This window comes from Pseudomonas sp. FIP_A4, assembly GCF_036701605.1.
GTDB lineage: Bacteria > Pseudomonadota > Gammaproteobacteria > Pseudomonadales > Pseudomonadaceae > Stutzerimonas > Stutzerimonas phenolilytica.
Genome location: NZ_JAYDXP010000127.1, coordinates 725,680 through 748,543, shown reverse-complemented (window position 1 = coordinate 748,543; position 22,864 = coordinate 725,680). Strand labels below are relative to the sequence as shown.

The 22,864-nt window shown below is 68.4% G+C and carries 26 protein-coding genes; 10 read left to right on the top strand and 16 right to left on the bottom strand.

All coding sequences use genetic code 11. The annotated features are described in order from the left end of the window. Positions 1-31: 31 nt before the first annotated feature. The gene (locus U8L64_RS18850) at positions 32-568 is read left to right on the top strand and encodes a gamma carbonic anhydrase family protein (protein ID WP_054094281.1); all 537 of its coding nucleotides are present in this window, start codon (positions 32-34) and stop codon (positions 566-568) included. Positions 569-574: 6 nt separating this feature from the next. Here the strand turns inward: U8L64_RS18850 and U8L64_RS18845 are convergent, their stop codons facing one another. Then, on the bottom strand, positions 575-1,000 hold the full coding sequence (locus U8L64_RS18845; protein ID WP_045159503.1) for a VOC family protein: 426 nt from the start codon (positions 998-1,000) through the stop codon (positions 575-577). Positions 1,001-1,219: 219 nt separating this feature from the next. Here U8L64_RS18845 and U8L64_RS18840 point away from each other — a divergent pair, with 219 nt between their 5' ends. The 3 genes from U8L64_RS18840 to U8L64_RS18830 all read left to right on the top strand — a co-directional run bounded on the left by U8L64_RS18840 (position 1,220) and on the right by U8L64_RS18830 (position 3,125). Then, the gene (locus U8L64_RS18840; RefSeq protein ID WP_333398505.1) at positions 1,220-2,203 is read left to right on the top strand and encodes a zinc-dependent alcohol dehydrogenase family protein; all 984 of its coding nucleotides are present in this window, start codon (positions 1,220-1,222) and stop codon (positions 2,201-2,203) included. Positions 2,204-2,308: 105 nt separating this feature from the next. Continuing rightward, a complete protein-coding gene (locus tag U8L64_RS18835; RefSeq protein ID WP_043295020.1) occupies positions 2,309-2,722 on the top strand; it encodes an SMI1/KNR4 family protein in 414 nt (137 codons plus the stop codon). A 28-nt stretch (positions 2,723-2,750) separates the two neighbouring features. Then, positions 2,751-3,125: a DUF3301 domain-containing protein gene (locus U8L64_RS18830; protein WP_333398502.1), complete on the top strand. Its 375-nt coding sequence runs from the start codon at positions 2,751-2,753 to the stop codon at positions 3,123-3,125. Positions 3,126-3,149: 24 nt separating this feature from the next. On the opposite strand, the gene U8L64_RS18825 is transcribed toward U8L64_RS18830, so the two are convergent. Next, positions 3,150-4,115: a CobW family GTP-binding protein gene (locus tag U8L64_RS18825; protein ID WP_333398500.1), complete on the bottom strand. Its 966-nt coding sequence runs from the start codon at positions 4,113-4,115 to the stop codon at positions 3,150-3,152. A 93-nt stretch (positions 4,116-4,208) separates the two neighbouring features. Between U8L64_RS18825 and U8L64_RS18820 the strand changes: the two genes are divergently transcribed. Further along, positions 4,209-4,568, top strand: coding sequence for a hypothetical protein (locus tag U8L64_RS18820; RefSeq protein ID WP_043295025.1), 360 nt, complete (start codon positions 4,209-4,211; stop codon positions 4,566-4,568). A 45-nt stretch (positions 4,569-4,613) separates the two neighbouring features. Here the strand turns inward: U8L64_RS18820 and U8L64_RS18815 are convergent, their stop codons facing one another. Next, positions 4,614-5,135, bottom strand: a complete 522-nt coding sequence (locus tag U8L64_RS18815) for a DUF3617 domain-containing protein (protein WP_102828130.1) — start codon at positions 5,133-5,135, stop codon at positions 4,614-4,616. Positions 5,136-5,265: 130 nt separating this feature from the next. Here U8L64_RS18815 and U8L64_RS18810 point away from each other — a divergent pair, with 130 nt between their 5' ends. From U8L64_RS18810 to U8L64_RS18795, 4 genes are all read left to right on the top strand, one after another. Next, positions 5,266-5,787, top strand: a complete 522-nt coding sequence (locus U8L64_RS18810; protein ID WP_333398485.1) for a sigma-70 family RNA polymerase sigma factor — start codon at positions 5,266-5,268, stop codon at positions 5,785-5,787. Then, the gene (locus U8L64_RS18805) at positions 5,784-6,734 is read left to right on the top strand and encodes a FecR domain-containing protein (protein WP_333398484.1); all 951 of its coding nucleotides are present in this window, start codon (positions 5,784-5,786) and stop codon (positions 6,732-6,734) included. Before U8L64_RS18810 ends, U8L64_RS18805 begins: the two co-directional genes overlap by 4 nt. A 112-nt stretch (positions 6,735-6,846) precedes the next feature. Continuing rightward, complete coding sequence (locus U8L64_RS18800; protein ID WP_333398483.1) at positions 6,847-9,324, top strand: TonB-dependent siderophore receptor; 2,478 nt, start codon at positions 6,847-6,849, stop codon at positions 9,322-9,324. A 67-nt stretch (positions 9,325-9,391) separates the two neighbouring features. Next, complete coding sequence (locus U8L64_RS18795) at positions 9,392-10,573, top strand: PepSY-associated TM helix domain-containing protein (RefSeq protein WP_333398482.1); 1,182 nt, start codon at positions 9,392-9,394, stop codon at positions 10,571-10,573. A 46-nt stretch (positions 10,574-10,619) separates the two neighbouring features. Here the strand turns inward: U8L64_RS18795 and U8L64_RS18790 are convergent, their stop codons facing one another. The 3 genes from U8L64_RS18790 to U8L64_RS18780 form a co-directional block, all read right to left on the bottom strand. Next, the gene (locus U8L64_RS18790; RefSeq protein WP_043295035.1) at positions 10,620-11,015 is read right to left on the bottom strand and encodes a DUF1850 domain-containing protein; all 396 of its coding nucleotides are present in this window, start codon (positions 11,013-11,015) and stop codon (positions 10,620-10,622) included. After that, on the bottom strand, positions 11,012-13,039 hold the full coding sequence (locus tag U8L64_RS18785) for a TRAP transporter permease (protein ID WP_043295037.1): 2,028 nt from the start codon (positions 13,037-13,039) through the stop codon (positions 11,012-11,014). The genes U8L64_RS18790 and U8L64_RS18785 overlap by 4 nt, the downstream gene beginning before the upstream one ends. A gap of 152 nt (positions 13,040-13,191) precedes the next feature. Further along, positions 13,192-14,145: a TAXI family TRAP transporter solute-binding subunit gene (locus tag U8L64_RS18780; protein WP_043295040.1), complete on the bottom strand. Its 954-nt coding sequence runs from the start codon at positions 14,143-14,145 to the stop codon at positions 13,192-13,194. A 371-nt stretch (positions 14,146-14,516) separates the two neighbouring features. Between U8L64_RS18780 and U8L64_RS18775 the strand changes: the two genes are divergently transcribed. Then, positions 14,517-14,759 carry a hypothetical protein gene (locus U8L64_RS18775; RefSeq protein ID WP_043295042.1) on the top strand — a complete coding sequence of 81 codons (243 nt, stop codon included), beginning with the start codon at positions 14,517-14,519 and terminating at the stop codon, positions 14,757-14,759. A gap of 293 nt (positions 14,760-15,052) precedes the next feature. On the opposite strand, the gene phnP is transcribed toward U8L64_RS18775, so the two are convergent. The 10 genes from phnP to phnF form a co-directional block, all read right to left on the bottom strand. Continuing rightward, entirely contained in the window at positions 15,053-15,802 is a 750-nt protein-coding gene (gene phnP, locus U8L64_RS18770) for a phosphonate metabolism protein PhnP (RefSeq protein ID WP_054094291.1), read from the bottom strand. Next, entirely contained in the window at positions 15,793-16,347 is a 555-nt protein-coding gene (phnN, locus tag U8L64_RS18765; RefSeq protein ID WP_054094292.1) for a phosphonate metabolism protein/1,5-bisphosphokinase (PRPP-forming) PhnN, read from the bottom strand. Before phnN ends, phnP begins: the two co-directional genes overlap by 10 nt. Positions 16,348-16,439: 92 nt before the next feature. Next, positions 16,440-17,585 (bottom strand): alpha-D-ribose 1-methylphosphonate 5-triphosphate diphosphatase, encoded by a 1,146-nt coding sequence (locus U8L64_RS18760; protein WP_333398481.1) that lies wholly within the window; start codon positions 17,583-17,585, stop codon positions 16,440-16,442. Continuing rightward, a complete protein-coding gene (phnL, locus tag U8L64_RS18755; RefSeq protein ID WP_333398480.1) occupies positions 17,575-18,279 on the bottom strand; it encodes a phosphonate C-P lyase system protein PhnL in 705 nt (234 codons plus the stop codon). Before phnL ends, U8L64_RS18760 begins: the two co-directional genes overlap by 11 nt. Before the next feature lie 11 nt (positions 18,280-18,290). Beyond that, entirely contained in the window at positions 18,291-19,103 is an 813-nt protein-coding gene (phnK, locus tag U8L64_RS18750; RefSeq protein WP_043295050.1) for a phosphonate C-P lyase system protein PhnK, read from the bottom strand. Next, positions 19,100-19,969 (bottom strand): alpha-D-ribose 1-methylphosphonate 5-phosphate C-P-lyase PhnJ, encoded by an 870-nt coding sequence (locus U8L64_RS18745; RefSeq protein ID WP_234303007.1) that lies wholly within the window; start codon positions 19,967-19,969, stop codon positions 19,100-19,102. The genes phnK and U8L64_RS18745 overlap by 4 nt, the downstream gene beginning before the upstream one ends. Further along, positions 19,966-21,075, bottom strand: a complete 1,110-nt coding sequence (locus U8L64_RS18740) for a carbon-phosphorus lyase complex subunit PhnI (protein ID WP_333398479.1) — start codon at positions 21,073-21,075, stop codon at positions 19,966-19,968. Before U8L64_RS18740 ends, U8L64_RS18745 begins: the two co-directional genes overlap by 4 nt. After that, on the bottom strand, positions 21,075-21,683 hold the full coding sequence (phnH, locus tag U8L64_RS18735; protein ID WP_333398478.1) for a phosphonate C-P lyase system protein PhnH: 609 nt from the start codon (positions 21,681-21,683) through the stop codon (positions 21,075-21,077). Before phnH ends, U8L64_RS18740 begins: the two co-directional genes overlap by 1 nt. After that, positions 21,683-22,129 carry a phosphonate C-P lyase system protein PhnG gene (gene phnG, locus U8L64_RS18730; RefSeq protein ID WP_333398477.1) on the bottom strand — a complete coding sequence of 149 codons (447 nt, stop codon included), beginning with the start codon at positions 22,127-22,129 and terminating at the stop codon, positions 21,683-21,685. The genes phnH and phnG overlap by 1 nt, the downstream gene beginning before the upstream one ends. Positions 22,130-22,140: 11 nt before the next feature. Continuing rightward, complete coding sequence (phnF, locus tag U8L64_RS18725) at positions 22,141-22,848, bottom strand: phosphonate metabolism transcriptional regulator PhnF (protein WP_333398476.1); 708 nt, start codon at positions 22,846-22,848, stop codon at positions 22,141-22,143. Positions 22,849-22,864: the final 16 nt, after the last annotated feature.

Below are 22,864 nucleotides of genomic sequence, written 5' to 3'. Positions count from 1 at the left end.
GACTCTTCCCGCAGCCAGAGAGGTTTCCATCGTGGCGATACGCAGCTACCAAAACCGCACGCCGCAACTGGGCGAGCGCGTGTTCGTGGACGACTCCGCGGTGGTCATCGGCGATGTGGAAATCGGCGCCGACAGCTCGGTCTGGCCGCTGACGGTGATCCGCGGCGACATGCACCGCATCCGCATCGGCGCGCGCTCGAGCATTCAGGACGGCAGCGTGCTGCACATCACCCATGCCGGGCCGTACAACCCGGACGGCTTTCCGCTGACCATCGGCGACGAGGTCACGGTCGGGCACAAGGTCACGCTGCACGGCTGCACCCTGGGCAACCGCATTCTGGTGGGCATGGGCTCGATCGTGATGGACGGCGTGGTGGTCGAGGACGAGGTGATCATCGGCGCCGGCAGCCTGGTGCCGCCGGGCAAGACGCTCGAGTCCGGCTACCTCTATGTCGGCAGCCCGGTGAAGCAGGCGCGCCCGCTGACCGACAAGGAGCGCAGCTTCTTCAGCTATACCGCCGGCAACTACGTCAAGCTCAAGGACCAGCACCTCGCCGAGCGCGGCTGATCCCGCTCACTTGGCGAACAGCTGGCCGATGTCCTTGAACGCCTTGAACTCCAGGGCGTTGCCGCAGGGGTCGAGCAGGAACATGGTCGCCTGCTCGCCGACCTGGCCCTGGAAGCGCACGTAGGGCTCGATCACGAAGCGCGTGCCGCGCGCCTTCAGCCGCTCGGCCAGCGCCTCCCATTGCTCCCAGCCGAGCACCACGCCGAAGTGCGGCACCGGCACGTCGTGGCCATCCACCGGGTTGCTGTGCGCCGCCTCCTGATGCGGCATCTTCGGCGCCTCGTGGATCACCAGCTGGTGGCCGAAGAAATCGAAATCCACCCAGTGCTCGCTGCTGCGGCCCTCGGCACAGCCGAACGCCTCGCCGTAGAAGGCACGGGCGGCGGCCAGATCGTAGACGGGAATGGCGAGATGGAAGGGCGAAAGCGTCATCGGGTCGTACTCCGGAAATGGCAAGACGTGTCGAGTGTAGAGACTTTTCTCGCAGTGCCGAGTGCCGTGGGCGGGCTGAAGCTCACCCTACAAAGTCACGCCGAACCCGTAGGGTGGGCTTCAGCCCACCAGGCGTGCCTCGAATGGGCGGTACCTAGAGCCTTTTTCCGCTGATCGGCCTACCCTGCAGCAGAACAGGAGACGAAAGGAGAGCCGTCGATGCGCGCCATGCTGCTGGAAAGAACCGGCGAACCGTTGCACCTGCGTGACATTCCCGAGCCGCAGCCTGGCCCCGGTGAGCTGCGCGTCAGGGTGCTGGCCTGCGGCGTATGCCGCACCGACCTGCACGTGGTTGATGGCGAATTGCCGGCGGCGCCGCTGCCGATCATTCCGGGCCACGAGATCGTCGGCCGGGTCGATGCGCTGGGCGAGGGCGTGACGGGTTTCGAGCTGGGCCAGCGTGTCGGCATTCCGTGGCTGGGGCATACCTGCGGCATCTGCAGCTATTGCCAGCACGCCGAGGAAAACCTCTGCGACGCGCCGCAGTTCACCGGTTACACGCGGCCCGGCGGCTACGCCGAATACGTGGTGGCCGATGCGCGCTTCGCCTTCGCGCTCGGTGAAGCGGGCGACCCCGTGGCGCTGGCGCCGCTGCTCTGCGCCGGGCTGATCGGCTGGCGTTCGCTGGTCAAGGCCGGCGACGGCAAGCGTCTCGGCCTGTACGGTTTCGGCGCGGCGGCGCATATCGTCATGCAGGTGGCGCGCTGGCAGGGGCGCGATGTCTATGCCTTCAGCCGCCCGGGCGATGTGGCCGCGCAGGACTTCGCCCGTTCGCTGGGCGCGGTCTGGGCCGGTGATTCGGGCGAGCTGCCGCCGGTGCCGCTGGATGCGGCGATCATCTATGCGCCGGCGGGCGAGCTGGTGCCGGCCGCCTTGTGCGCGCTGCGCAAGGGCGGCCGGGTGGTCTGCGCCGGCATCCACATGAGCGATATCCCGAGCTTCCCCTACGATATCCTCTGGCAGGAGCGCGAGGTGGTTTCGGTGGCCAACCTGACCCGACAGGATGGCCTGGACTTCTTCCCGGTCGCCGCGCAGGTCGGCATCCATACCGAAATCCATGCCTACCCGTTGGAAAAGGCCAACCAGGCGCTGGACGATCTGCGCCACGGGCGCTTTCAGGGCGCGGCGGTACTGGTGCCCTGAACCGCCGGGCACGGCTGCCGCGCCACCGGCGCCGCGCGGCTGGTTCGGCGCACCGCGGGGCTGTATAACGGCGCCTTGCCCCGCGGTGCATGAACAGGAGGAGCGATGGAAGAAGTCATCGAAGAGCTGCGCGAACGCAACGAGCCGGTGCCGGTGCCGCTCGAGCTGCCGGACGACGAACAACTGGTCGAGGTCGAGGAGCAGCTGTTCATCAACCTGCCGTTCGGCCTGCGCGAGTTCCTGCTGCTGGTCAGCGACGTGGTCTACGGCCGGCTGGAGCCGGTCACCGCCAGCGATCCGCAGTCGCACACCTACCTGCCGGAAGTGGCCGCCAACGCCTGGGACGCTGGCGTGCCGCGCGATCTGCTGCCGATCTGCCAGGACGGCCCCGACTACTACGTGGTCGATCTGGAGGGTGAGGTCACGCTGTTCGACGGCGAAAGCCACGAGCTCACCGAGCAGACCTGGGAAACGGTCTGGCACTGGGTGCGCGACGTGTGGCTGGAAAGCGGCGCATGAGCATCGCGATGAGCGGCGGGAACGCGCCATGCTGACGCTCGGTAACCTGTTCGTCTTCCTTGTCCTGGCCAGCGTGGTGGCGTGGCTCTGGCACGGCCACGGCATTCGCGAGCGCGCGCTGGTCGCGGCGCGCCGGCATTGTCAGAAGCTGGACGTCGAGCTGCTCGACGGCAACGTCGCCTTCAAGCGTCTGGCGCTGCTGCGCGATGGCGCCGGACATCGTCGCCTGGCGCGCGTCTATGGCTTCGAGTTCACCGTGACCGGCGAGCAGCGGCACGTCGGGCAGATCGTCATGTTCGGCGCGCACGTCGGGCGGATCGAGCTTGAGGCGCATCCGTTCCGTGCCCCCGCCGAGCCGCCGGGCGGGCAGGTCATCCAGCTCGATGACTGGCGGCGCCACTAGCCGGCGTTGAAAGCAACCTGCTGACTAGCCGATCCGGCACTCATCGAGCGACTGTTGCAGCGCCGCCTGCGCTTGCGGTGCGACGAAGATCAGCTCCAGTCGCGAATCCTTGCGCCACTCGCTCGGTTGCAGATGCATCGGCGCGCCATCCAGCGCGTTGCCGGACAACCAGCCGCTTTCGCCATGCAGCACCAGCTTGGCGCGCCGCCATGGCCAGCGGCGCAGCCAGTGTTGCAGCCGTGCCATGTCGAAGCGCTGGCTCGCATGCCAGCGCCAGCCGATGCTCCAGCCGTCCGCGCCGGCCTGAACCTGGCAGATCGGCTGACGCGGATCGAGCCAGATGCCGGGCAGTGGCGCCGCAGCGGCCGGCAGTGCATCGCGACCATTGTCCGCGCACGCCTGCTGGGCGCTGCCCGGCAGCTGCGCCAGCGGTAGCGCGCCCTGTTCGGTCCAGTGCAGCGGCCGCGCCGGCAGGCGCGCGGCGAGTGCCGTCCGCGTCGCGGCATCCAGCGCTGCGCTCTTGTTCAGCACCAGCAGGCCGGCACTGTCCAGCGCCTGCTGCTGGCTGTCCGGGAGTGCCGCGCCGTGCGCCAGCGCGGCGGCATCCAGTACCAGCACGCTGGGCTGCACGGCCAGCACCTCGGTCCACGGCGGCTGGCGGAGCTGGCGCAGCAGCTCGGCCGGATGGCCAAGCCCGGAGGGTTCGATCAGCAGGCGCTGCGGCCGGGCCTGGCGCAGCAGGCGCGTCAGGCCGACCTGAAACGGCAGGCCGTTGACGCAGCACAGGCAGCCGCCGGCAACCTCGGCGATGCCGATGCCAGCGGCATCGGTGCTCAGCAGGGCGGCATCCAGGCCGATCTGGCCGAATTCGTTGACCAGCACCGCCCAGCGCTCGCCCGCCGGCTTCTGCCTCAGCAGGTTGCGGATCAGGCTGGTCTTGCCGGCGCCCAGCGGGCCGCCGATCAGGTGGGTAGGAATCTGTGTGAGCATGCCGGCATGGTCCGCATTTTGGCGTGCGCGGGGAAGCCGTTTTTCCGCGCCGCCATGCTAGAGTCGCCGCCGTTCGAGGGAGAGGGTCACGCGATGCGTCCGATGTTGCTGCTACCGCTGCTGCTGAGTCTGGCCGGTGAGGTGCTGGCCGAGGCCTGCATCGTCCATAGCCGGGATGCGCGCATCGAAGTGCGGCTCTGCCAGCAGAATCGCAACATCCCCGCCGAACTGTTCCGCAGCGGCTTCTGCCAGCCGCAGCTCAAGGACCAGCAGGTGGACGTGGAGTTCGTCGAGAGCTGCCCAAGCGGTGCGTTCGGCATCTGCCGCGACGCCCAGGTGTCCAACCTGCCGTACCGCCAGGACATCCACTATTACGGCGTCGCCAGCGACGGCCGCTTCCTCCGGCCGGCCTGCGAACAGAACAGCGGCGGGCGCTGGGAAAGCGGCGACTGACCCGCGCAGCCCAGTGCGGCCGGGGGTTTCACGTGGAACGACCGGCTAGCGTGCGGGTTTCAGCGCGCCGCAATCCTCCCCGAGCCAGCGCGCCTGCGACTCCATGCGACTGCTGCCGCGCTCGCCGCCGGCGCTGTACTGGCTTTCCACCACGCTGACGAATTCACGCTCGCTGATGAAGCGGGTTTCGCCCTGGCCGCTGGCGTCCGGGCACTGGAAGCGGAATTTCCACAGGCGATCCGTGCGTTCGGTGATCTCCTGGGTGCAGTCGGGCTGATCGCTGAACGGCAGTTCCTCGGCATTCACCTGCGCCTCACTGAGGCAGATGCGCACGCCCTGGCCACCGAGCTGTACGCCCTGCGCGGCGAGCATGTCCTCCATCTGCTGGCGCTGCGCGGCCGGCAGGTTCTGCATCTGTTCGAGCATCTCGCTGACGCCAGGCATCTGCTGGCCGTCGACCTGGATGTCGCGGCTGGTGAATTCCCACAGGCCAGGCAGGATCGGCGCGGCCTGTACCGGCAGGCTGCATGAGAGCAGGAAGGCGAAGGCGATCAGGGTGCGGTTCATGGCGTGGCTCCGTTGGAATAGGGGTTTACCCAGCGTAGCCAAACCCTGGGAGCACGCGCGCAAGGCGAATGCCGTGGCGTGGGTTGTTGAGAAGCGTTAGCATTCAGCGCTCAGCATTCGGGAGGTCCTCATGGCCGCCGACGGTTTCATCCGGCAGCAATTCGTCCAGCGGCTCTATGTCGAGCATCACGGCTGGCTGAACGGCTGGCTGCGCCGCCACCTGAAGTGCAGCCAGCGTGCCGCCGACCTGGCGCAGGACACCTTCGTCCGCGTGCTGACCAGGGAGCCGCAGGACCTGTCCGCCATCCGCGAGCCGCGCGCCTACTTGCACACCATCGCCAAGGGACTGCTGATCAACCACTGGCGGCGTCGGCAGATCGAGCAGGCCTATCTCGACGCGCTGGCGCTGCAGCCCGAACCGCTGGCGGCGTCGCCGGAAGAGCAGGCGCTGATCGTCGAGACGCTGCTGCAGATCGATGCGATGCTCGACCGCCTGCCGCACAAGATGCGCCGCGCCTTCCTCATGTCGCAGCTGCAGGGCATGACCTACGCCGCCATCGCCGCCGAGCTGGAAGTGTCCGAACGGATGGTCAAGAAGTACATGGCGCAGGCCATGCTGCATTGCCTGATGCTGCTGGACGACGACGCATGAGCCTCGATTATCGCGTGCTGCAGGAGGCTGCCGAATGGTTCGCGCGGCTCGAATCGGATACGGACGACGCCGCCGAGCGCGAGGCCTGGGCCGCCTGGGTGCGCCAGCCGGAACACGCGCGCGCCTGGCAGAAGGTGCAGCGCATCAGCGGTCGATTCGCGCCGCTGAGCGCGCATCCGGCCGGGCGCGCGGCGGGTGGCATGCTGCAGCAGCGCACGCCGAGCCGCCGGCAGGCGCTCAAGCTGCTGTCGCTGGTGTGTGGCGGTGCGGCGCTGGGGCTGGCGGGCGGCAGGCTGCCCTGGCAGGACTGGAGCGCCGATCTGCGCACCGGCGTCGGCGAGGTGCGCGAGACGTGGCTCGCCGATGGATCGCGGCTCTGGCTGAACACCGACAGCGCGGCGGATGCCGGCTTCGACGGCGCGCTCCGGCGGCTGGCGCTGTATCGCGGCGAAGTGTTGGTCGAAGCCGTGGACGAAGCGCGACCGCTGCTGCTGCGAAGCCGCGAGGGCCAGTTGCGCGTCACGCAGGCGGCGCGCTTCTCGGTGCGCCAGCGTGACGGCAGCACCCAGCTCAGCGTGTTCAGCGGTATGGTGGACATCCAGCCGGATGACAGCGGACTCGGCCGTGGCATCGGCGCCGGGCAGCAGGTCGGCTTCAGTGCCAACCGGATCGGTCCGCCCGCGCCGGTACAGGCCGGGCAGCAGGCCTGGTCGCGCGGCATCCTGCTGGCGGACAACCTGCGCCTGGTGGATTTCCTCGCCGAGCTGGCGCGCTACCGCCACGGCTATCTCGGCTGCGATCCGCGCATCGCCGAACTGCGCGTGGTCGGTGCCTTCCCGCTGGCCGACAGTGACCGTGTGCTCGATGCGCTGGCGGCGACGCTGCCGGTACGCGTGCAGCGGCGCATGTCCTGGTGGGTCAGCCTGGAGCCTTCCGGCGCGGCGTGATGCGATTGCATCGCCAATGAAAAATAATCGCATATGAGGTTCCCTTTTATCGGTGGTGACGGGCTTCAGCTGCAAAGGCCATGTGCCGGTCCTCACCACTAGGGATTTTTTCATGCGTTCAGCCCCCCATCGTCCGCGCGTGCTTGCGCGCGCCATCCGCGCCACCCTGTTCTGCCTGCCGCTGACGGCCACGCTGTCCGGCCTGGCGAGCGCCACCGAACCGGCTTCGAGCCAGCAGGCGCAGAGCCGCTACGACATTCCCGCCGGCGCGCTGTCCAGCGTGCTGAGCCGTTTCGCCGGCGAGGCCGGCGTGCTGCTGTCGGTGGATGGCAGCCTGCTGCAGGGCCTGCAGTCGGACGGTCTGCGCGGCCAGTACGGTGTCGACGATGGCTTTGCCGCACTGCTTGCCGGCAGCGGCCTGCAGGCGGTGCGCGACAGCCAGGGCACTTACTCGCTGGTCCGCCGCGCCAGCGAAACCGGTGCGGTCGAGTTGCAGCCGATGACCGTGCAGGGCTTCGCCCTGGGCAACGCGCTGGGCGAGATGGACGGCTACAGCGCCACCCACAGCAGCGTGGCGACCAAGACCAGCATGCCGCTGGTGGAAACCTCGCAGACCGTCTCGGTGGTCACCCGCCAGCAGATCGAGGATCAGGGCTCGCGCTCCATCGCCCAGGCGGTGCGCTACACGCCGGGCCTGATGAGCACGCCCTACGGCGCGACGACCCGCTACGACTATGTCGCCATGCGCGGCATCACCGATGGTTCGGTGGACAACCTCTACCTCGACGGGCAGAAGCTGCTCGGTGACAGCGGCACCTACAGCAGCCTGCAGGTCGATCCATACTTCATCGAGCGCATCGACATCCTCAAGGGGCCGTCCTCGGTGCTCTACGGCCGCAGCCTGCCCGGCGGGCTGGTGGCGATGACTACCAAGAAGCCGCAGCACGAAACCCGTCGCCAGCTGCAGTTCTCCTACGGCAGCCACGACTACAAGCAGACCGCGTTCGATTTCACCGGGCCGCTGGAGGACGAGCGCATCGCCTATCGCCTCGCGGGTGTGGTCAAGGATGCCGACAACCAGGTCGATGGCATCGAAGAACAGCGCTACGCGGTGATGCCGTCGGTGAGCATCGACTTCACCGACGACACCCGCCTGACCCTGCTGGCGATGCTGCAGAAGGACCCCGAGAGCGGCTATCACGGTGGCCTGCCGGCGGACGGCACGGTGACCTCGCACAACGGCCAGCGCATTTCGCGCAGCTTCTTCGAGGGCGACGAGGATTACGAGCAGTTCGAGCGCGACCAGCAGATGATCGGCTATCAGCTGGAGCATCGCTTCAACGACGTGGTTTCGGCGCGGCAGAACTTCCAGTACCTCGACTCGACCGTGGAATCCGGCCAGGTCTACCAGTACGGCTACGCGACGGCCGACGAGCTGGTGCGCTACTACACCGGTGCCGACGAGGCGCTGCACGCCTGGACGATCGACAACCAGCTGCAGTTTCTCTTCGATACCGGCGCGCTCAGCCACACCCTGGTGACCGGCCTCGACTATCAGCGGCGCAAGGCGAAGGTCGCCTACGACGCCGGCTACGGCCTGGCGCCGATCAACCCTTACAGCGGCGCAGTCGGCGTCGGCAGCCCGGTGTTCTACCACCAGTACGACGAGACCCGCGAGCTGGAGCAGACCGGCCTGTATGTGCAGGACCTGATCAGCCTGGGCAACTGGCGCTTCTCGCTGGGCATGCGTCAGGACTGGGTGGATGTGTCGTTCGACCATACCGAGGATGCGAGCTACGGCGATCAGGCCGATAACGCCAAGCTCGAGCAGTTCACCGGCCGCGTCGGCGTGCTCTACGCCTTCGACAACGGCCTGTCGCCGTATGCCAGCTACTCCGAGTCGTTCAACCCCAACGCCACCGCGGCGTACAACGAGGTTGCACCGGGCGTCTACGACATCGCGTTGCTCGATCCCACCGAGGGCGAGCAGGTCGAGGTCGGCCTGAAGTACCAGCCGCTGGGCACCGATGATCTGTACACCATCTCCTGGTTCGACCTGAAACAGTCCAACCTGGCGAACAAGGATTCCAACGAGAACTTCTACCGCGCGGTCGGCGAGCTGACCTCCACGGGCGTGGAAGTCGAGGCGCGTCTGAAACCGGTGGAGCAGGTCAACCTGATCGCCAGCTACACCTACATGGACGTCGAGTATTCCAAGGACTTCACCGGCGCCGCCGGGGTGAACAACCGCGGTAACCGGCCCAACGCCGTGGCGCGCAACATGGCTTCGCTGTGGGCCGACTACAGGTTCGATCAGGGACCGCTGGCCGGCCTGCAGATCGGCGGTGGCGCGCGCTACTTCGGCAAGAGCTGGGCCGATGCGGAGAACACCCTGCACATCCCGTCCTACACGCTGTACGACGCCATGCTCGGCTATGACCTGTCGCGCGTCGGGCTGCAGGGGGTCGGCGTGCGCCTGAACCTGAACAACCTCACCGACGAGAAGTACGTCGCCGCGTGCAACAGCCTCAGCCAGTGCTACTACGGCGAGGCGCGCAACGTCATGGCCACCGTGACCTACGACTTCTGAACGCCCCCAGCGGCCGCCGGCTCCCAAGGGGCGGCGGCCTTGTGCTTTCTGCAAACGGAGACCGCCGATGCGCCCGATCCTCGTGCTGCTGCACCGCTACGTCGGCCTTGCGACCGCGCTGTTCCTGTTTCTCGCCGGCCTCACCGGCAGCGTGCTGGCCTTTCATCACGAGCTGGACGAGTGGTTGAACCCGGAGTTCTACCACACCGCCAGTGACGGTCCGCTGCTGACGCCGGGCACGCTGGTCGAGCGCGTCGAGGCGGCCAACCCGCGCCTGCAGGTCTGGTACATGGAGTTCGCGGACGAACCGGGCCACGCCGCGCTGCTGGCCCTGGTGCCGCGCAACGATCCGGCCACCGGCAAGCCCTTTGCCGAGCGCCCGGTGGTGCATTACCTCGACACCGTGACCGGCGAGACGGTGGGCACGCGCTACTGGGGCGAGTGCTGCTTCTCGCGCAAGAATCTGGTGCCGTTCCTGCTCGAGTTCCACTACAACCTTGCGCTGCCCGGCAACTGGGGGCTGTGGCTGATGGGCCTGGTGGCGATCGCCTGGGTGATCGACTGCCTGGTCTCGCTGCTGCTGACCTTGCCGCGCGGCCGGCCGTTCTTCGGCAAGTGGTGGACGGCCTGGAAGATCAAGCGCCAGCGCCTGAACCACGACGTGCACCGCGCCGGCGGCCTGTGGCTGTGGCTGCTGCTGACGCCAGTGGCGGTCAGCAGCGTGGCGATGAACCTGCCGGAGCAGGTGTTCAAGCCGGTGGTCTCGCTGTTCTCCGCGGTGGAGCCGAGCGTCTACGAGGCGCGCGGGCGGCTGCCGGCCGAGCAGCTGGGCAGCACCGCCTACGACTTCCATCAGGCCTACGACTACGCCATGCAGCACGCGGCGACGCTGGGCCTGCGCGAGCCGATCACCGAGCTGTACTACAGCTTCGAGTACAACTTCTACGGCGCCGGTTTCGGTGCGCACGACAGCAACCAGGGCAACGCCTGGCTGTTCTTCCACGGCACCGACGGCACGCGGCTGCTCGGTCAGGAAATCCCCGGCCAGGGCACGCTGGGCCAGCAGTTTCACCTGCTGCAACCGGCGATCCACGGCGGACGCATCCTCGGCCTGCCGGGGCGCATCCTGATCGCCGTGCTCGGCGTGGCGATTGCCGTGCTGTCGGTGACCGGCGTGGTGATCTGGTGGCGCAAGCGCCGTGCGCGGCAGCACGCGGCGTTGCGGCGGGAAGTGGAGCTGGCGGTCTGAGCAGGAGCGTAGGGTAGGCAACGCTTTAACGATCCACCGCCGAGGCTCAGGATCGCCGCGCCACCTCGCAGCTCCACAGCTCCAGCCCCGGTCGGTCGGCGCGCGGCGGGCCGAGCCATTCGCTCAGCGCGTGGCACTGCCCGTCGAAGCACAGCTGGTAGTCACCGGCCTCGGGCGTGCGGCCGACGCGCAGCGGCTGCAGCGCCGGCAGTTGGCGCCGGTAGTGCCAGGCGCCGTTGCGCAGTTCGGCACCTTCCGGCGCTTCCATGCCGGCCCCCGAACCCTTGATCCGCGCTTCGCCGAGCAGCAGGCCGTCCGCCGTGACGCGGTAGTCCTCTTCCCAGCGGATCTTCTCGATGGTGTGGTTCCACGCCAGGGTGAAGGCGGGTGTGGGCAGTTGCGCCCACACCACACCGGCCAGGCCCAGGCAGAGGCCGATCACGCCGTTGCCAGCCGCTCGGTGCGACGGGCGCGCCAGACATGCTGCGCCAGCAGCGCAATGCCCAGCACGAAGCCGATCTCATCACTGACCGGCATGGCCAGAATCAGCGCGACGCCAGCGGCGAACGCCCACAGGCGCTCCCAGATCGGCATGCGTAGGCTCAGGTGGCCGGTAACCGCCATGCCCCACAGGCACACCGCGAAGACCGTCTTGACCACCATGTACGCCGTGGCCAGCCAGCTGTCGCCCTGCATCATCAGCGCCGGGTCGTAGACGGCCATGAACGGCACCACGAAGCCGGCGGCGGCGATGCGGATCGCCCACAGGCTGATCTTGAAGCCGTTCTCGCGCGCGATCGGTGCCGCGGCGAAGCAGGCCAGCGCGACCGGCGGCGTCAGGTCGGCCATCAGCCCGAAGTAGAAGACGAACATGTGCGAGACGATCAGCGGCACGCCCAGCTGCTCCAGCGCCGGCGCGGCGATGGCGCTGGTGATGATGTAGTTGGGAATCGTCGGAATGCCCATGCCCAGCACCAGGCAGGTCAGCATCGTCAGTAGCAGCGAGAGGAACAGGTTGTTCTCGCCGATGGCCAGGATGTAGCCGGCGAAGGTACTGGCGATGCCGGTCAGCGAAACGATGCCGATGATCACCCCCACCAGCACACAGGCGATACCCACCGGGATCGCGTGGCGTGCGCCCTCGACCAGGGCGTACAGGCAGGCGCGCAGGGTGTCGTGACCGCCCTTGATGAACCAGCAGGCCACCACCAGCGCACCGATGACGCCGAAGATCACCCCGATGCCGAGCTGGAAGAAGCCGGCGCAGAGCACGCCCAGGGCGATCCAGAACACCGCGCGCAGCCAGAAGCTGTTGGCCTTGAGGATGATCGCCGAGCCGAGGATGACGATGGCCGTCAGCGCCAGGCCCACCGTGCCGGAGAACATCGGCGTGCGGCCGGAAAACAGCAGGAACACCAGCACCGCCAGCGGCACCAGCAGGAACCAGCGCTCCTTGACCGATGCCCAGGCGCTCGGGCACTGGTCTTTCGGCAGGCCCTTGAGGCCCTTGCTGCGTGCCTCCAGGTGCACGATCCAAAACACCGCGAAGAAGTACAGCATCGCCGGAATCAGTGCTGCCTTGGCGACTTCCACGTAAGGCACATTGATGGTTTCGGCCATGATGAAGGCGACCGCGCCCATCACCGGCGGCATGATCTGCCCGCCCATGCTCGCGGTGGCCTCCACCGCGCCGGCGAAGGCTGGCTTGTAGCCGAAGCGCTTCATCAGCGGGATGGTGAACTGGCCGGTGGTGACCACGTTGGCCACGCCCGAGCCGGTGATGGTGCCCATCAGCGCCGAGGACACCACCGAGACCTTGGCCGGACCGCCGGTCTTGTGCCCGAACAGGCCCATCGCGAAGTCGGTGAACAGCTTGATCATCCCGGCCTGCTCGAGGAACGAGCCGAACAGGATGAACAGGAAAATGTAGGTCGCCGAGACGTAGGTCGGCGTGCCGTAGAAACCCTCGGTACCGAACGACAGCTGGTTGATGATCTGGTCGAAACCATAGCCACGGTGGGCGAAGTCGCCCGGCAGGTATTCGCCCAGCAGCCCGTAGGCCAGGAACAGCGCGCAGATCAGCGGCAGCGCGATGCCCATCACCCGGCGCCCGGCCTCGAACACCAGCACCGTGAGGGTGATGCCGACGATCAGGTCGGTCTGCGTCAGGTCACCGGAGCGCTGCACCAGATCGGCCTCGAAGTACCACTGGTAGAACGCCGTGGCCATGCCGGCCAGGCCCAGCAGCCAGGCCATCGGCTGCCACGGGCGGTCGTTGCCGCGCGCCGGGTAGCAGAGGAACACCATCAGCAGCAGGAAACCGACGTGGCCGGCGCGCAGTACCTGGCTGGACACCGGGTGGAAGGCCGCGGTGATGATCTGGTAGGTGGAAAACAGCAGGGCCGTGTAGAACAGCGCCTTCGGCCATTCGCTGGGGCTGGCGTGCAGGCCTTTGGATTCGCTCATGGAGAACTCTCCGGAACAGCGGCTTCAAGCGTCGGGGCTTCAAGCGGACGATGCGGGGGACGCTGCCCGTGGCGCGGGCAGCGTGTCATTGCGGGTTCCGCAAGGGCCGCCGGCCACCGGCTGCATCGCGCGGTGGCTGGCGGCGGACGTGCTTACTTGAGCACGCCGGCTTCCTTGTAGAAACGCTCGGCGCCCGGATGCAGCGGGATCGGCAGGCCTTCGGTGGCGGTCTCCAGCTTGATGTCCTTGGCCGCGGAGTGCGAACTGACCAGGCGATCGAGGTTGTCGAACATCAGCTTGGTCATCTGATAGGCCACCTCGTCGGACACCTTGTCGTGGCTGACCAGGATGTTGGTGATCGCCGCGGTCGGCACGTCGGCGTCCTGGCCGTCGTAGGTACCGGCCGGGATCACCTTGGCCTGATAGGCGCTGCTGCCGATCTTCTCCACCACCTCGGCCGGGATCGCCACGAAGGTGATCGGCACCATCGACGCTAGGTCGCGGATCGCCGCCATGCCCAGGCCCGAGGACTGCAGCGTGGCATCCAGCTGGCGGTTCTTGATCAGCTCGACCGACTCGGCGTAGGGCATGAATTCCACCCGGCCCATGTCCTCGTAGCTCAGCCCGGCGGCCTTGAAGATGGCGCGGGCGTTCAGCTCGGTGCCGGACTTCGGCGCGCCGACGGAGATGCGCTTGCCCTTGAGGTCTTCCAGCGTCTTGATGCCCGATTCCTGGCTGGCGACGATCTGAATGTAGTTCGGGTAGGTCGCGGCGATGGCACGTAGGCGCTTGAGCGGCGCCTTGAAGCCGGCATCCTCGACGCCGTTCCAGGCATCGTCCACCGAATCACCGAGGGCGAACGCCAGTTCGCCGCGCCCGGCCTGCAGCAGGTTGAGGTTTTCCACCGAGGCCTTGGTCGCCTGCACCGACGTCTTGGCGCCGTCGATCTTGTTGTACTGCTGCGACAGCGCCACGCCGATGGGGTAGTACACCCCGCTGGTGCCGCCGGTGAGGATGTTGATGAAGGTCGGCGCGGCGACGGCCGCGGTGCTGGCCGTGAAGGCTGCGGCGGCAGCCAGCAGGCTGATGCGCTTGGTCAGTCTCATGGTGTTTCTCCGTGTTGTTATTGGATTCGGGCGCTGTAGACCATAGGCGATCGGCGGCAACCCTGCAGGTTGCCGGCGGACAGGAAAAGACGAGGCGGCGAGCGGAGGCTTCCCGGGGAAGCGGAGCGCGGCGTGCGGCTTTTCTTGTTCGTGTGATCGCAACGGGCATGGTGGCTTTGCACGTGCTGTGCCAGCTGGCGAAACTGCGCTAGCTCGGGCGTGCGGCGCCGCGACGGGGTTCCGATAAGCGGAGAATCGCTCATGCTGCGTCGGTGATCGGCGGATTCTTGCCGATACCCGGCGCGCCCGGCGGTGCTTGCGTGGCGCCGACGATGGATTAGAGTGGCGCCATCGTCCCTCCCGAGCCTGTCATGCGCCTGCTTCCGTTGCTCCTCTGCCTGTCGTTGCCGCTGCTGGCCGACGCCGCGCCAGCGCCGTACTACCAGTGGCAGAGCAAGCTCGACGGCACCGTCATCTGCCGCCAGACCTCCCCGGGCGAGGGCTGGCAGCGGCTCAACGAGCGCGCCTTCCGCGATCTCAACTGCTCGCTGCCCGCCGCGCGGGTCGAACGGCCCAGTACAGTTCCGGGTTTCCGGCCGCAGCCGGGGCGCTAGCCGGCGTCAGCCCGGAATCCGCTCCATGCTTCATGGCCGTAGGGTGGAAAACCGCGAAGCGTTTTCCACGCGTCGGAGGCCCTGCCCGACGTTTCGCCATGCAACGGACCCAGGGTGGATAAGCTTCGCGTTATCCACCCTACGACCGCCATCGCCATCGCCATCGCCATCGCCATCGCCATCGGATTGGCACTCGTAGGGTGGAAAATCGCGCAGCGTTTTCCACGCGTTGCGAGCAGGCGGCTCGGTGTTTCTCCAACCTCGGGTCCATGGAAACGCCTATCTGCGAAGCGCTAGAGCATCATGCCGTCGTACGCCAGCCGCACGTTGCCCGGCAGTTCCCGTGGCTGTTCCATCAGCCAGGCATCCAGCGCATGACCGACGTGGGTCAGCACGGCCTGTGCCGGCTGCAGTGCTTCGACGCTCTGCAACGCGCGGGTCAGGTCGTTGTGATTGCGCGGCGGTGGTTCCTGCGGCGGCTGCGAGCAATCGAGCACCAGCACGTCGAGCGCGATGCCCTGCAGGTAGGCGCGGGTGTCGTCCGGCAGGCCGAGGGTGTCGGTGAGATAGGCGATCTTGCGCCCGACGCCTTCGAGCAGGTAGCCGAATGTCGGCTTCGAGTGCTGCAGCGGCAGCGCCGTGACGCGCAGCGTGCCCAGCGCACGGCGCTCGAAGGCGGCGAACGGCTGGCTGAAATCGAGGATACCCGGGTGCTTGTAGAGATCGGCGAAGCCCGCGGGATCGTCCGGGCCGTGTACCGGAATGCGCAGCCCGGTGCCCCAGCGCAGCTGCAGCAGACCCTGGGCGTGGTCGGCGTGGTAGTGCGTCTGCAGGATGCCGCTGAGGCTACCGGGGACGAAGCGCTCGCCGAGATCGGTCAGGCCGCTGTCGAGCAGCCAGCGCTGGCCGGCGCATTCGATCAGCGCGCAGCACGGACCGCGGCGATAGGCCGGTTCGCGCCAGGCGCGGGCGCAGGCTGGGCAGCCGCAGTTGTACACCGGCAGCTGCGCGGCATCGCCGGTGCCGAGCAGGGTCAGCCGCATTGGCGGTGCTCGTCGAGCAGCTGCAGCAGGCGTTCGACGCTCTGCGCCAGCGAGGCGGAATTGTCCAGGCGGATGTAGTCGTCCAGCTCGCCGCTGAACAGCGCGTTGCGCGCCAGTCGCGCCTCGATCTGCTCCGGGGTTTCCCGTCCGCGATTCAGCAGGCGCTCGCGCAGCACGTCCTGCTCGACGGTCAGCAGCACCGCCAGCAGGTCCGGGTAGCGCTGGCGCGCCTCGGCCAGGTAACCACGCGAGCCATTGACCAGCACATCCTCGCCGGCCGCCAGCCAGGCGTCGATCTCGGCGCGGATGCCGTAGGCCAGCCCGTTGGCACGCCAGGCGAGGGCGAAGGCCTGCTCGGCTTCCAACCGTGCGAACTCCTCGGCGCTCACCGCCTGCGCGGCTTCGCCGACCGCCTCGGCCGAACGGGTGATGACCCGCCGGGCGATGCGCACGCCGCGCTCGGCGAGCGGCGCGCGGGCAGCGTCGAGCAGGCTGTCCTTGCCGGCGCCGGACGGGCCGATCAGGTAGATCAGGCGGCCTTGCATCAGATCACCTCCATCAGCAGAAGAACGCGAACGTGTCGGCATCGTAGCGGTAACCCGCCCGGGATGGGCCAGCATTGCACGGTGCGACTGCATCAGAACACCCTCCGGCCCTGGCGCCAGACCTGGCCGATCACCGGCTGGCCCTTGTGCAGCTGCGCCTGCACCAGGTCGGCGCGCAGCCCGACGGCGATCTCGCCGCGATCATCCAGCCCGGCCGCGCGTGCCGGCGCCAGGCTGATGGTGGCGATGGCGCGCGACAGGTTGTAGCCGTTGTCCTGTTCGGCCAGGCCCAGCGCGGCCTGCAGCAGGCTGGCCGGGTAGTAGTCGCTGGAGAGGATGTCCAGCACGCCGCGCCGGGCCAGATCGGCAGCGGCGATATTGCCCGAGTGCGAGCCGCCACGGACGATGTTCGGCGCGCCCATCAGCACCTTCAGCCCGCGCGCGTGGCTGGCCTCGGCGGCTTCGAAGGTGGTCGGGAATTCGGCGATGGCCATGCCGTAGCCGGCCGATTCCTCGACATGATCGAGCGTCGCGTCGTCGTGGCTGGCCAGCGCCAGTTCGCGGCTGTGACAGATATCGACGATGGCGGCGCGCTGCTGGTCGCTGTGCCGCGCCGAGTTGGCCAGCTGCTCGCTGACGAAGGCATCCATCTCCGCCGGGCTCAGGTGGTACTTGCCCATGTAGTACTCGCGGTACTTCTCCATGCGCGCGAACTGGCGCTGGCCAGGCGCGTGGTCCATCACCGAGACCAGCTGCACCAGCGGCTGCTCGACCAGCTCGCGGAACAGCTCCAGGCACTGCGGGTGGCTGACTTCGCAGCGCAGGTGCAGGCGGTGTTCGGCGCGGGTCTGCCCGGCCGCCTCGGCCTCGGCGATGGCCTCGAGCATCACCCCGAGCTGCTGCATGCGCTTGCCCTTGGGATTGATATCGCCGATCGACAGCGCATCGAACACCGTAGTGATGCCGGCGGCGACGATCTGTGCGTCATGGGTCAGCACCGCCGAGGCGGACGGCCAGTCCACGCCAGGACGCGGGCTCATGTGCTTTTCCAGGTTGTCGGTGTGCAGTTCCACCAGCCCCGGCAGCAGAAGATCGCCGCCCAGGTCCTGGGCCTGCGGCAGGCTGCTGGCGCCCTCGCTGATGTCGGCGATCAGGCCATCGCGGATCAGCAGGCTGCCGTGGATCAGCTGATCGGCCAGCACCAGTCGGGCGTTGCTGAGTATCTGTTCAGCTGGCATGGGCCAGGTCCTCCTGCGTCATGTCCAGGTAACGGTCGGCGACGGCCTCGCGGATCGCGCGGTCATGAAAGATGCCGATCAGCGCGCTGCCGGCGTTCTTGGCTTCGTCGATCAGCTCCAGCACCACGCCGGCGTTGGCTTCGTCCAGCGAGGCAGTGGGTTCGTCGAGCAGCATCACCGGCCAGCTGACCATGAAGCCGCGCGCCAGGTTGACCCGCTGCTGCTCGCCGCCGGAAAAGGTGCCGGGGGCCAGCTGCCAGAGCCGCTCGGGAATGTTCAGCCGGGTCAGCAGCGCCCTGGCCCGCGCCTCGGCATCGACACGCGTCCAGCCGCGCGCCAGCGCCGGTTCCATCACCACCTCCAGCGCCGGCACCCGCGGGATCACCCGCAGGAACTGGCTGACATAGCCCAGCGTCTGCCGGCGCACGGCGAGTACCTGGCGTGGCTCGGCACCGACCAGCTCCAGCCAGTCGCCGGCGTGGCGGATACGGATGCTGCCGCCGGCCGGCAGGTAGTTGCCGTACAGCGTGCGCAGCAGGGTCGACTTGCCGGCGCCGGACTGGCCGTGCAGCACCAGGCACTCGCCGGCGGCGACGGTGAAGTTCAGCCCGCGCAGCACCTGCAGGCGGATGCCGTGCTGCTGGTGCAGGGTGAAGGTCTTGGCGAGGTCACGGACCTCGATCAGGTTCGTCATGACGGATTCCTTCATGGCTGCAGCACCGAGGACACCAAGAGCTGCGTGTAGGGGTGCTGCGGGTCGTCGAGGATCTGGTCGGTCAGACCCGACTCCACCACCCGCGAGCGGCGCATCACCATCAGCCGGTCGGCCAGCAGGCGTGCCACGGCGAGGTCGTGGGTGACGATCACCACCGCCAGGTCCAGCTCGCGCACCAGCCCGCGCAGGAGGTCGAGCAGGCGTGCCTGCACCGACACGTCGAGGCCGCCGGTGGGTTCGTCCATGAACACCAGCTTCGGGCTGGAAACCAGGTTGCGGGCGATCTGCAGGCGCTGCTGCATGCCGCCGGAGAAGGTCCGCGGCAGGTCGTCGATGCGCGCCGGGTCGATCTCCACCTGTTGCAGCCAGTCCAGCCCGGCGGCGCGCAGCTGGCCGTAATGGCGTACGCCCTGGGCCATCAGCCGTTCGCCGATGTTGGCGCCGGCGGAAACGCCCATGCGCAGGCCGTCGCGCGGGTTCTGTTCGACGAAGCCCCATTCGGTGCGCAGCAGCGTGCGCCGCTCGGCCTCGCTGGCGGCGTAGAGGTCGAGCCAGTCGCCGGCAGCGTCGCGGTAGAGCACCGTGCCGCGATCCGGCGGGCAGCGCCCGCAGAGCAGCGAGAGCAGGGTCGACTTGCCCGAGCCGGACTCGCCGACGATGCCCAGCACTTCGCCGGGGTAGAGGTCGAAGGACACGCCCTGGCAGCCCTTGTCCGGGCCGTACAGGCGGGTCAGGTCGCGCACCGCGAACAGCGGCTCGGTGGCGACGCTCGCGGCGGGCAGCAATTGTTCGGCGGCACTCATGGGCGGCTCTCCTGGGGCTGGGCGCGCTGCGCGCAATAGTCGGTATCCGAGCAGACGAACTGCTTGGTCCCGGCGTCGTCGACGATCAGCTCGTCGAGGTAGGAATCGCCGCTGCCACAGATGGCGCAGCTCTGCTCCCACTGCTGGATCTGGAAGGGGTGATCCTCGAAATCCAGGCTGACCACGCGGGTGTACGGCGGCACGGCGTAGAGGCGCTTCTCGCGGCCGGCGCCGAACAGCATCAGCGCCGGGCTGCAGTCCAGCTTGGGGTTGTCGAATTTGGGAATCGGCGACGGGTCCATCACGTAGCGCCCGTCCACCGTCACCGGGTAGGCGTAGCTGGTGGCGATGTGGCCGAAGGTGGCGATGTCCTCGTAGAGCTTCACGTGCATCACGCCGTAGTCGGCCAGCGCGTGCATGGTGCGCGTCTCGGTTTCCGACGGCTCGATGAAGCGCAGCGGCTCGGGAATCGGCACCTGGTAGACCATGATCTGCCCGGCGGCGAGCGGGGTTTCCGGGATGCGGTGGCGGGTCTGGATCACCGTCGCCGCGGGGGTGCGCTCGGTGGTGGCGACCCCGGCGGTGCGGGCGAAGAAGCGGCGGATCGACACCGCGTTGGTGGTGTCGTCGGCGCCCTGGTCGATCACCTTGAGCACGTCGTCGGCGCCGAGAATGGCCGCGGTCAGCTGCATGCCGCCGGTGCCCCAGCCGTACGGCAGCGGCATCTCGCGGCCGCCGAAGGGCACCTGATAGCCGGGAATGGCGACCGCCTTGAGCAGCGCGCGGCGGATCATGCGCTTGGTCTGTTCGTCGAGGTAGGCGAAGTTGTAGCCCGCCTCGCTGGCGGGGATGGCGTGGGCATTCATGCGCGTTTCTCCTTCGCTGGCGTTTCAGCGAGCGCTTCGGCCGGCTCGGCCTGCGGCTGGCGCAGCCTGCGGATCAGCTCCAGTTCGGACTGGAAGTCGACGTAGTGCGGCAACTTCAGGTGCGAGACGAAGCCGGCAGCCTCGACGTTGTCGCAGTGCATCAGGACGAACTCCTCCTGCTGCGCCGGACCCTGCACCTCCTCGCCGTACTCGCCGGCACGCAGCGCGCGGTCGACCAGCGCCATGCCCATCGCCTTGCGCTCGGCATAACCGAAGGCCAGGCCGTAGCCACGGGTGAACTGCGCCTGTGCGGCGCTCTCGCCGACGAACTGGTTGACCATCTCGCACTCGGTCAGCTCGATCTCGCCGAGGCAGACCGGGAAACCCAGCTCCTGCGGCTCGATCCAGACCTCGGCGGTGCCGATGCGAATCTCGCCGGCGAACGGGTGGTTGCGGCCGTAGCCGCGCTGGGTCGAATAGCCCAGCGCCAGGAGAAAGCCCTCGTCGCCGCGCGCCAGCGCCTGCAGGCGCTCGGCGCGGCTGCAGGGCAGCTCCAGCGGCTCGCGGGTGAGGTCCGGCACCGGCTCGCCGCGGTCGATCTCCGGGGTCATCAGGCCTTCCTCACCGAGCAGGCCGAGTACCCGCGGGCAGTTGCCCAGCGTGGCGCCTTCATCCACCGGCGGGCCGGGACGTTCGCCTTCGGCGAGCAGGGCAAAATCCAGCAGGCGATGGGTGTAGTCGAAGGTCGGGCCGAGCAGCTGGCCGCCGGGCACGTCCTTGAAGGTCGCCGAGATGCGCCGGCTGAGCTGCATGGCGCCGGTGTCCAGCGGCAGGCTTTCGGCGAAGCGCGGCAGCGTGGTGCGGTAGGCGCGCAAGAGGAAGATCGCCTCGACCAGATCGCCGGCGGCCTGCTTGATCGCCAGCGCGGCGAGTTCTTCGTCATACAGCGAGCCTTCGCTCATCACCCGCGCGACGGCGAGCGGCAGCTGCTGGCGGATCTGCTCGACGCCGAGTTCGGCGATGCCGGTATCGCCGCGGCGCTTCTTCGCCAGCAGCGCGTGGGCGTTGTCGATGGCCTGTTCGCCACCCTTGACTGCGACGTACATCAGGCCACCTCCCGCAGCGAATCGCCGATGCGCGTGCTGCGCGGCAGGCCGAGCACTTCGCCGTCAGCGCAGAACAGTGCGTCGAGCCCGCGCGGGAAGTCGTTGCGTGCGGCGCGCTGCTGCCAGAAGGCCGGCGCCAGCGGCAGGCCGACCAGGCGGCTGCCGTCGATGCCCGGGCCCTGCCAGCTCAGCGCCGGGCCGCGGTCGAGCCGGTCGAGCTGGATCAGCAGCGTGCAGGACTGGTCCGGGTAGCGTTCGCTGCCGGCGTAGAAGCCGGAGAGGTCGTCAAGCGCCGCGGCGTCGAGCAGGGCGAACATCGCCTCCTCACGCGCCTCGACGATCGGGCAGCCACAGTGGAAGGCCAGGTTGGCGCGGATCGCCGGGGTGTCAAAGGCCGGCGCCAGCCACAGCGGCGTGTCGTTATCCAACAGGCTCAGGCACAGCGCGTAGCCGGCGGCCTGCAGATGGTCGACGGCGGCGACGCTGACCAGCGGCTGGCGCGTGCCCGGCTCGGCCAGGGCCTTGAGCGCGGCGCGGAAGCACTTCTGCGCGTCCAGCACCGGGTCGGCGAAGGCGGCCTGCAACAGGTCGGATGGGGCGCGATTCATCAGTCTTCTCCTCGCAGCAGCGTGAAGAACTCCACGCGGGTAGTGGCGGTTTCGGCAGCCTTGTGCGCGGCACGGCGGGCCTGCGCGACGGCCAGCGGTTCGATCAGCTCGGCGAGCCAGCGGCTCTGTTGCGGGCCTTGCAGATGGGCATCGGCGAGCGCGGCGAGCTCGGCCTGGCGCTTGTCGCGGCCGGCGCGGTAGCTGTAGCCGGTGCTGCCATCGGCCAGGCGCACCACGCAGCGGGTGACGCTCATCTCGCCGAGGTTGAACGGCGCGCCGGTGCCGCCCATGCGGCCGCGCACCAGGGTCATGCCGATTTCCGCCGGGCGGATCAGCTGGTAGGCGCAGTCGCGCAGGGCGCTCTCGAAAGGCGCCAGATCGGCGGCGCTGGCGCGGGCCAGCACGGCCATCCAGCGCTGGCGCGGGGATTGTTCGCGGGTGTGCATGGGGTTCTCCATCAGGTGGCGACCTGGTACTGGAAGCGGTCGGAACGGCTGGCCGAAAGGGCGATCTCCACCGGTCGCCCGGTGGCATCGCAGGACAGGGTGAACACCGACAGCAGCGGCATGCGCAGCGGCATCAGCAGCTGTGCGGCCTCGTCACGGTCGGCCAGGCGCGCGCCGATCAGGCTGAAACGGCGCGTCAGCGGCAGGCCGCGTTCGCCGAGGTAGCGGCGCAGCGAACCGCCCTGGTAGTCGGCGAGCAGCTCGGTGTGGCTGGCGCAGTAGCGGTGGCGGATCAGGCTGACCGGCTCGCCGTCGAGCAGGCGCAGGGTGCTCAGTTCGATCAGCGCGGCGCCCTCGGCCAGTTGCAGGTGGCGCGCTTCCTCGGCGCTGGCGCTGAGCTGACGGCGCGCGAGCAGGCGCGCTTCGGTGCGCACGCCAAGGGCCGCCAGCGCATCGCTGTAGGCGCTGTCGGCCTGCAGCGGATACACCAGCGGGCGTTGCAGCACCTGGGTGCCCTTGCCCTGGCGGCGCAGCAGGCGGCCTTCGTTGATCAGCTCGTCGACGGCGCGGCGCAGGGTGTGGCGGTTGACCGCGAAGCGGCGCGCCAGCTGCATCTCGCCGGGGAGGAAGTCGCCGATGCGGTAGTGGCGCAGCTCGCCACGCAGCACCTGGGCCAGTTCGAGGTAGAGCGGTTCGCTGGGTTGTCTAGACAACTGCATGGTGTTTTCGAGAGGC

Bases quoted from the DNA above. Each gene is read 5' to 3' on its own strand.
- U8L64_RS18845 (WP_045159503.1), bottom strand. From the start codon at position 1,000: ATGACGCTTTCGCCCTTCCATCTCGCCATTCCCGTCTACGATCTGGCC.
- U8L64_RS18840 (WP_333398505.1), top strand. From the start codon at position 1,220: ATGCGCGCCATGCTGCTGGAAAGAACCGGCGAACCGTTGCACCTGCGT.
- U8L64_RS18835 (WP_043295020.1), top strand. From the start codon at position 2,309: ATGGAAGAAGTCATCGAAGAGCTGCGCGAACGCAACGAGCCGGTGCCG.
- U8L64_RS18830 (WP_333398502.1), top strand. From the start codon at position 2,751: ATGCTGACGCTCGGTAACCTGTTCGTCTTCCTTGTCCTGGCCAGCGTG.
- U8L64_RS18825 (WP_333398500.1), bottom strand. From the start codon at position 4,115: ATGCTCACACAGATTCCTACCCACCTGATCGGCGGCCCGCTGGGCGCC.
- U8L64_RS18820 (WP_043295025.1), top strand. From the start codon at position 4,209: ATGCGTCCGATGTTGCTGCTACCGCTGCTGCTGAGTCTGGCCGGTGAG.
- U8L64_RS18815 (WP_102828130.1), bottom strand. From the start codon at position 5,135: ATGAACCGCACCCTGATCGCCTTCGCCTTCCTGCTCTCATGCAGCCTG.
- U8L64_RS18810 (WP_333398485.1), top strand. From the start codon at position 5,266: ATGGCCGCCGACGGTTTCATCCGGCAGCAATTCGTCCAGCGGCTCTAT.
- U8L64_RS18805 (WP_333398484.1), top strand. From the start codon at position 5,784: ATGAGCCTCGATTATCGCGTGCTGCAGGAGGCTGCCGAATGGTTCGCG.
- U8L64_RS18800 (WP_333398483.1), top strand. From the start codon at position 6,847: ATGCGTTCAGCCCCCCATCGTCCGCGCGTGCTTGCGCGCGCCATCCGC.
- U8L64_RS18795 (WP_333398482.1), top strand. From the start codon at position 9,392: ATGCGCCCGATCCTCGTGCTGCTGCACCGCTACGTCGGCCTTGCGACC.
- U8L64_RS18785 (WP_043295037.1), bottom strand. From the start codon at position 13,039: ATGAGCGAATCCAAAGGCCTGCACGCCAGCCCCAGCGAATGGCCGAAG.
- U8L64_RS18780 (WP_043295040.1), bottom strand. From the start codon at position 14,145: ATGAGACTGACCAAGCGCATCAGCCTGCTGGCTGCCGCCGCAGCCTTC.
- U8L64_RS18775 (WP_043295042.1), top strand. From the start codon at position 14,517: ATGCGCCTGCTTCCGTTGCTCCTCTGCCTGTCGTTGCCGCTGCTGGCC.
- phnP (WP_054094291.1), bottom strand. From the start codon at position 15,802: ATGCGGCTGACCCTGCTCGGCACCGGCGATGCCGCGCAGCTGCCGGTG.
- phnN (WP_054094292.1), bottom strand. From the start codon at position 16,347: ATGCAAGGCCGCCTGATCTACCTGATCGGCCCGTCCGGCGCCGGCAAG.
- U8L64_RS18760 (WP_333398481.1), bottom strand. From the start codon at position 17,585: ATGCCAGCTGAACAGATACTCAGCAACGCCCGACTGGTGCTGGCCGAT.
- phnL (WP_333398480.1), bottom strand. From the start codon at position 18,279: ATGACGAACCTGATCGAGGTCCGTGACCTCGCCAAGACCTTCACCCTG.
- phnK (WP_043295050.1), bottom strand. From the start codon at position 19,103: ATGAGTGCCGCCGAACAATTGCTGCCCGCCGCGAGCGTCGCCACCGAG.
- U8L64_RS18745 (WP_234303007.1), bottom strand. From the start codon at position 19,969: ATGAATGCCCACGCCATCCCCGCCAGCGAGGCGGGCTACAACTTCGCC.
- U8L64_RS18740 (WP_333398479.1), bottom strand. From the start codon at position 21,075: ATGTACGTCGCAGTCAAGGGTGGCGAACAGGCCATCGACAACGCCCAC.
- phnH (WP_333398478.1), bottom strand. From the start codon at position 21,683: ATGAATCGCGCCCCATCCGACCTGTTGCAGGCCGCCTTCGCCGACCCG.
- phnG (WP_333398477.1), bottom strand. From the start codon at position 22,129: ATGCACACCCGCGAACAATCCCCGCGCCAGCGCTGGATGGCCGTGCTG.
- phnF (WP_333398476.1), bottom strand. From the start codon at position 22,848: ATGCAGTTGTCTAGACAACCCAGCGAACCGCTCTACCTCGAACTGGCC.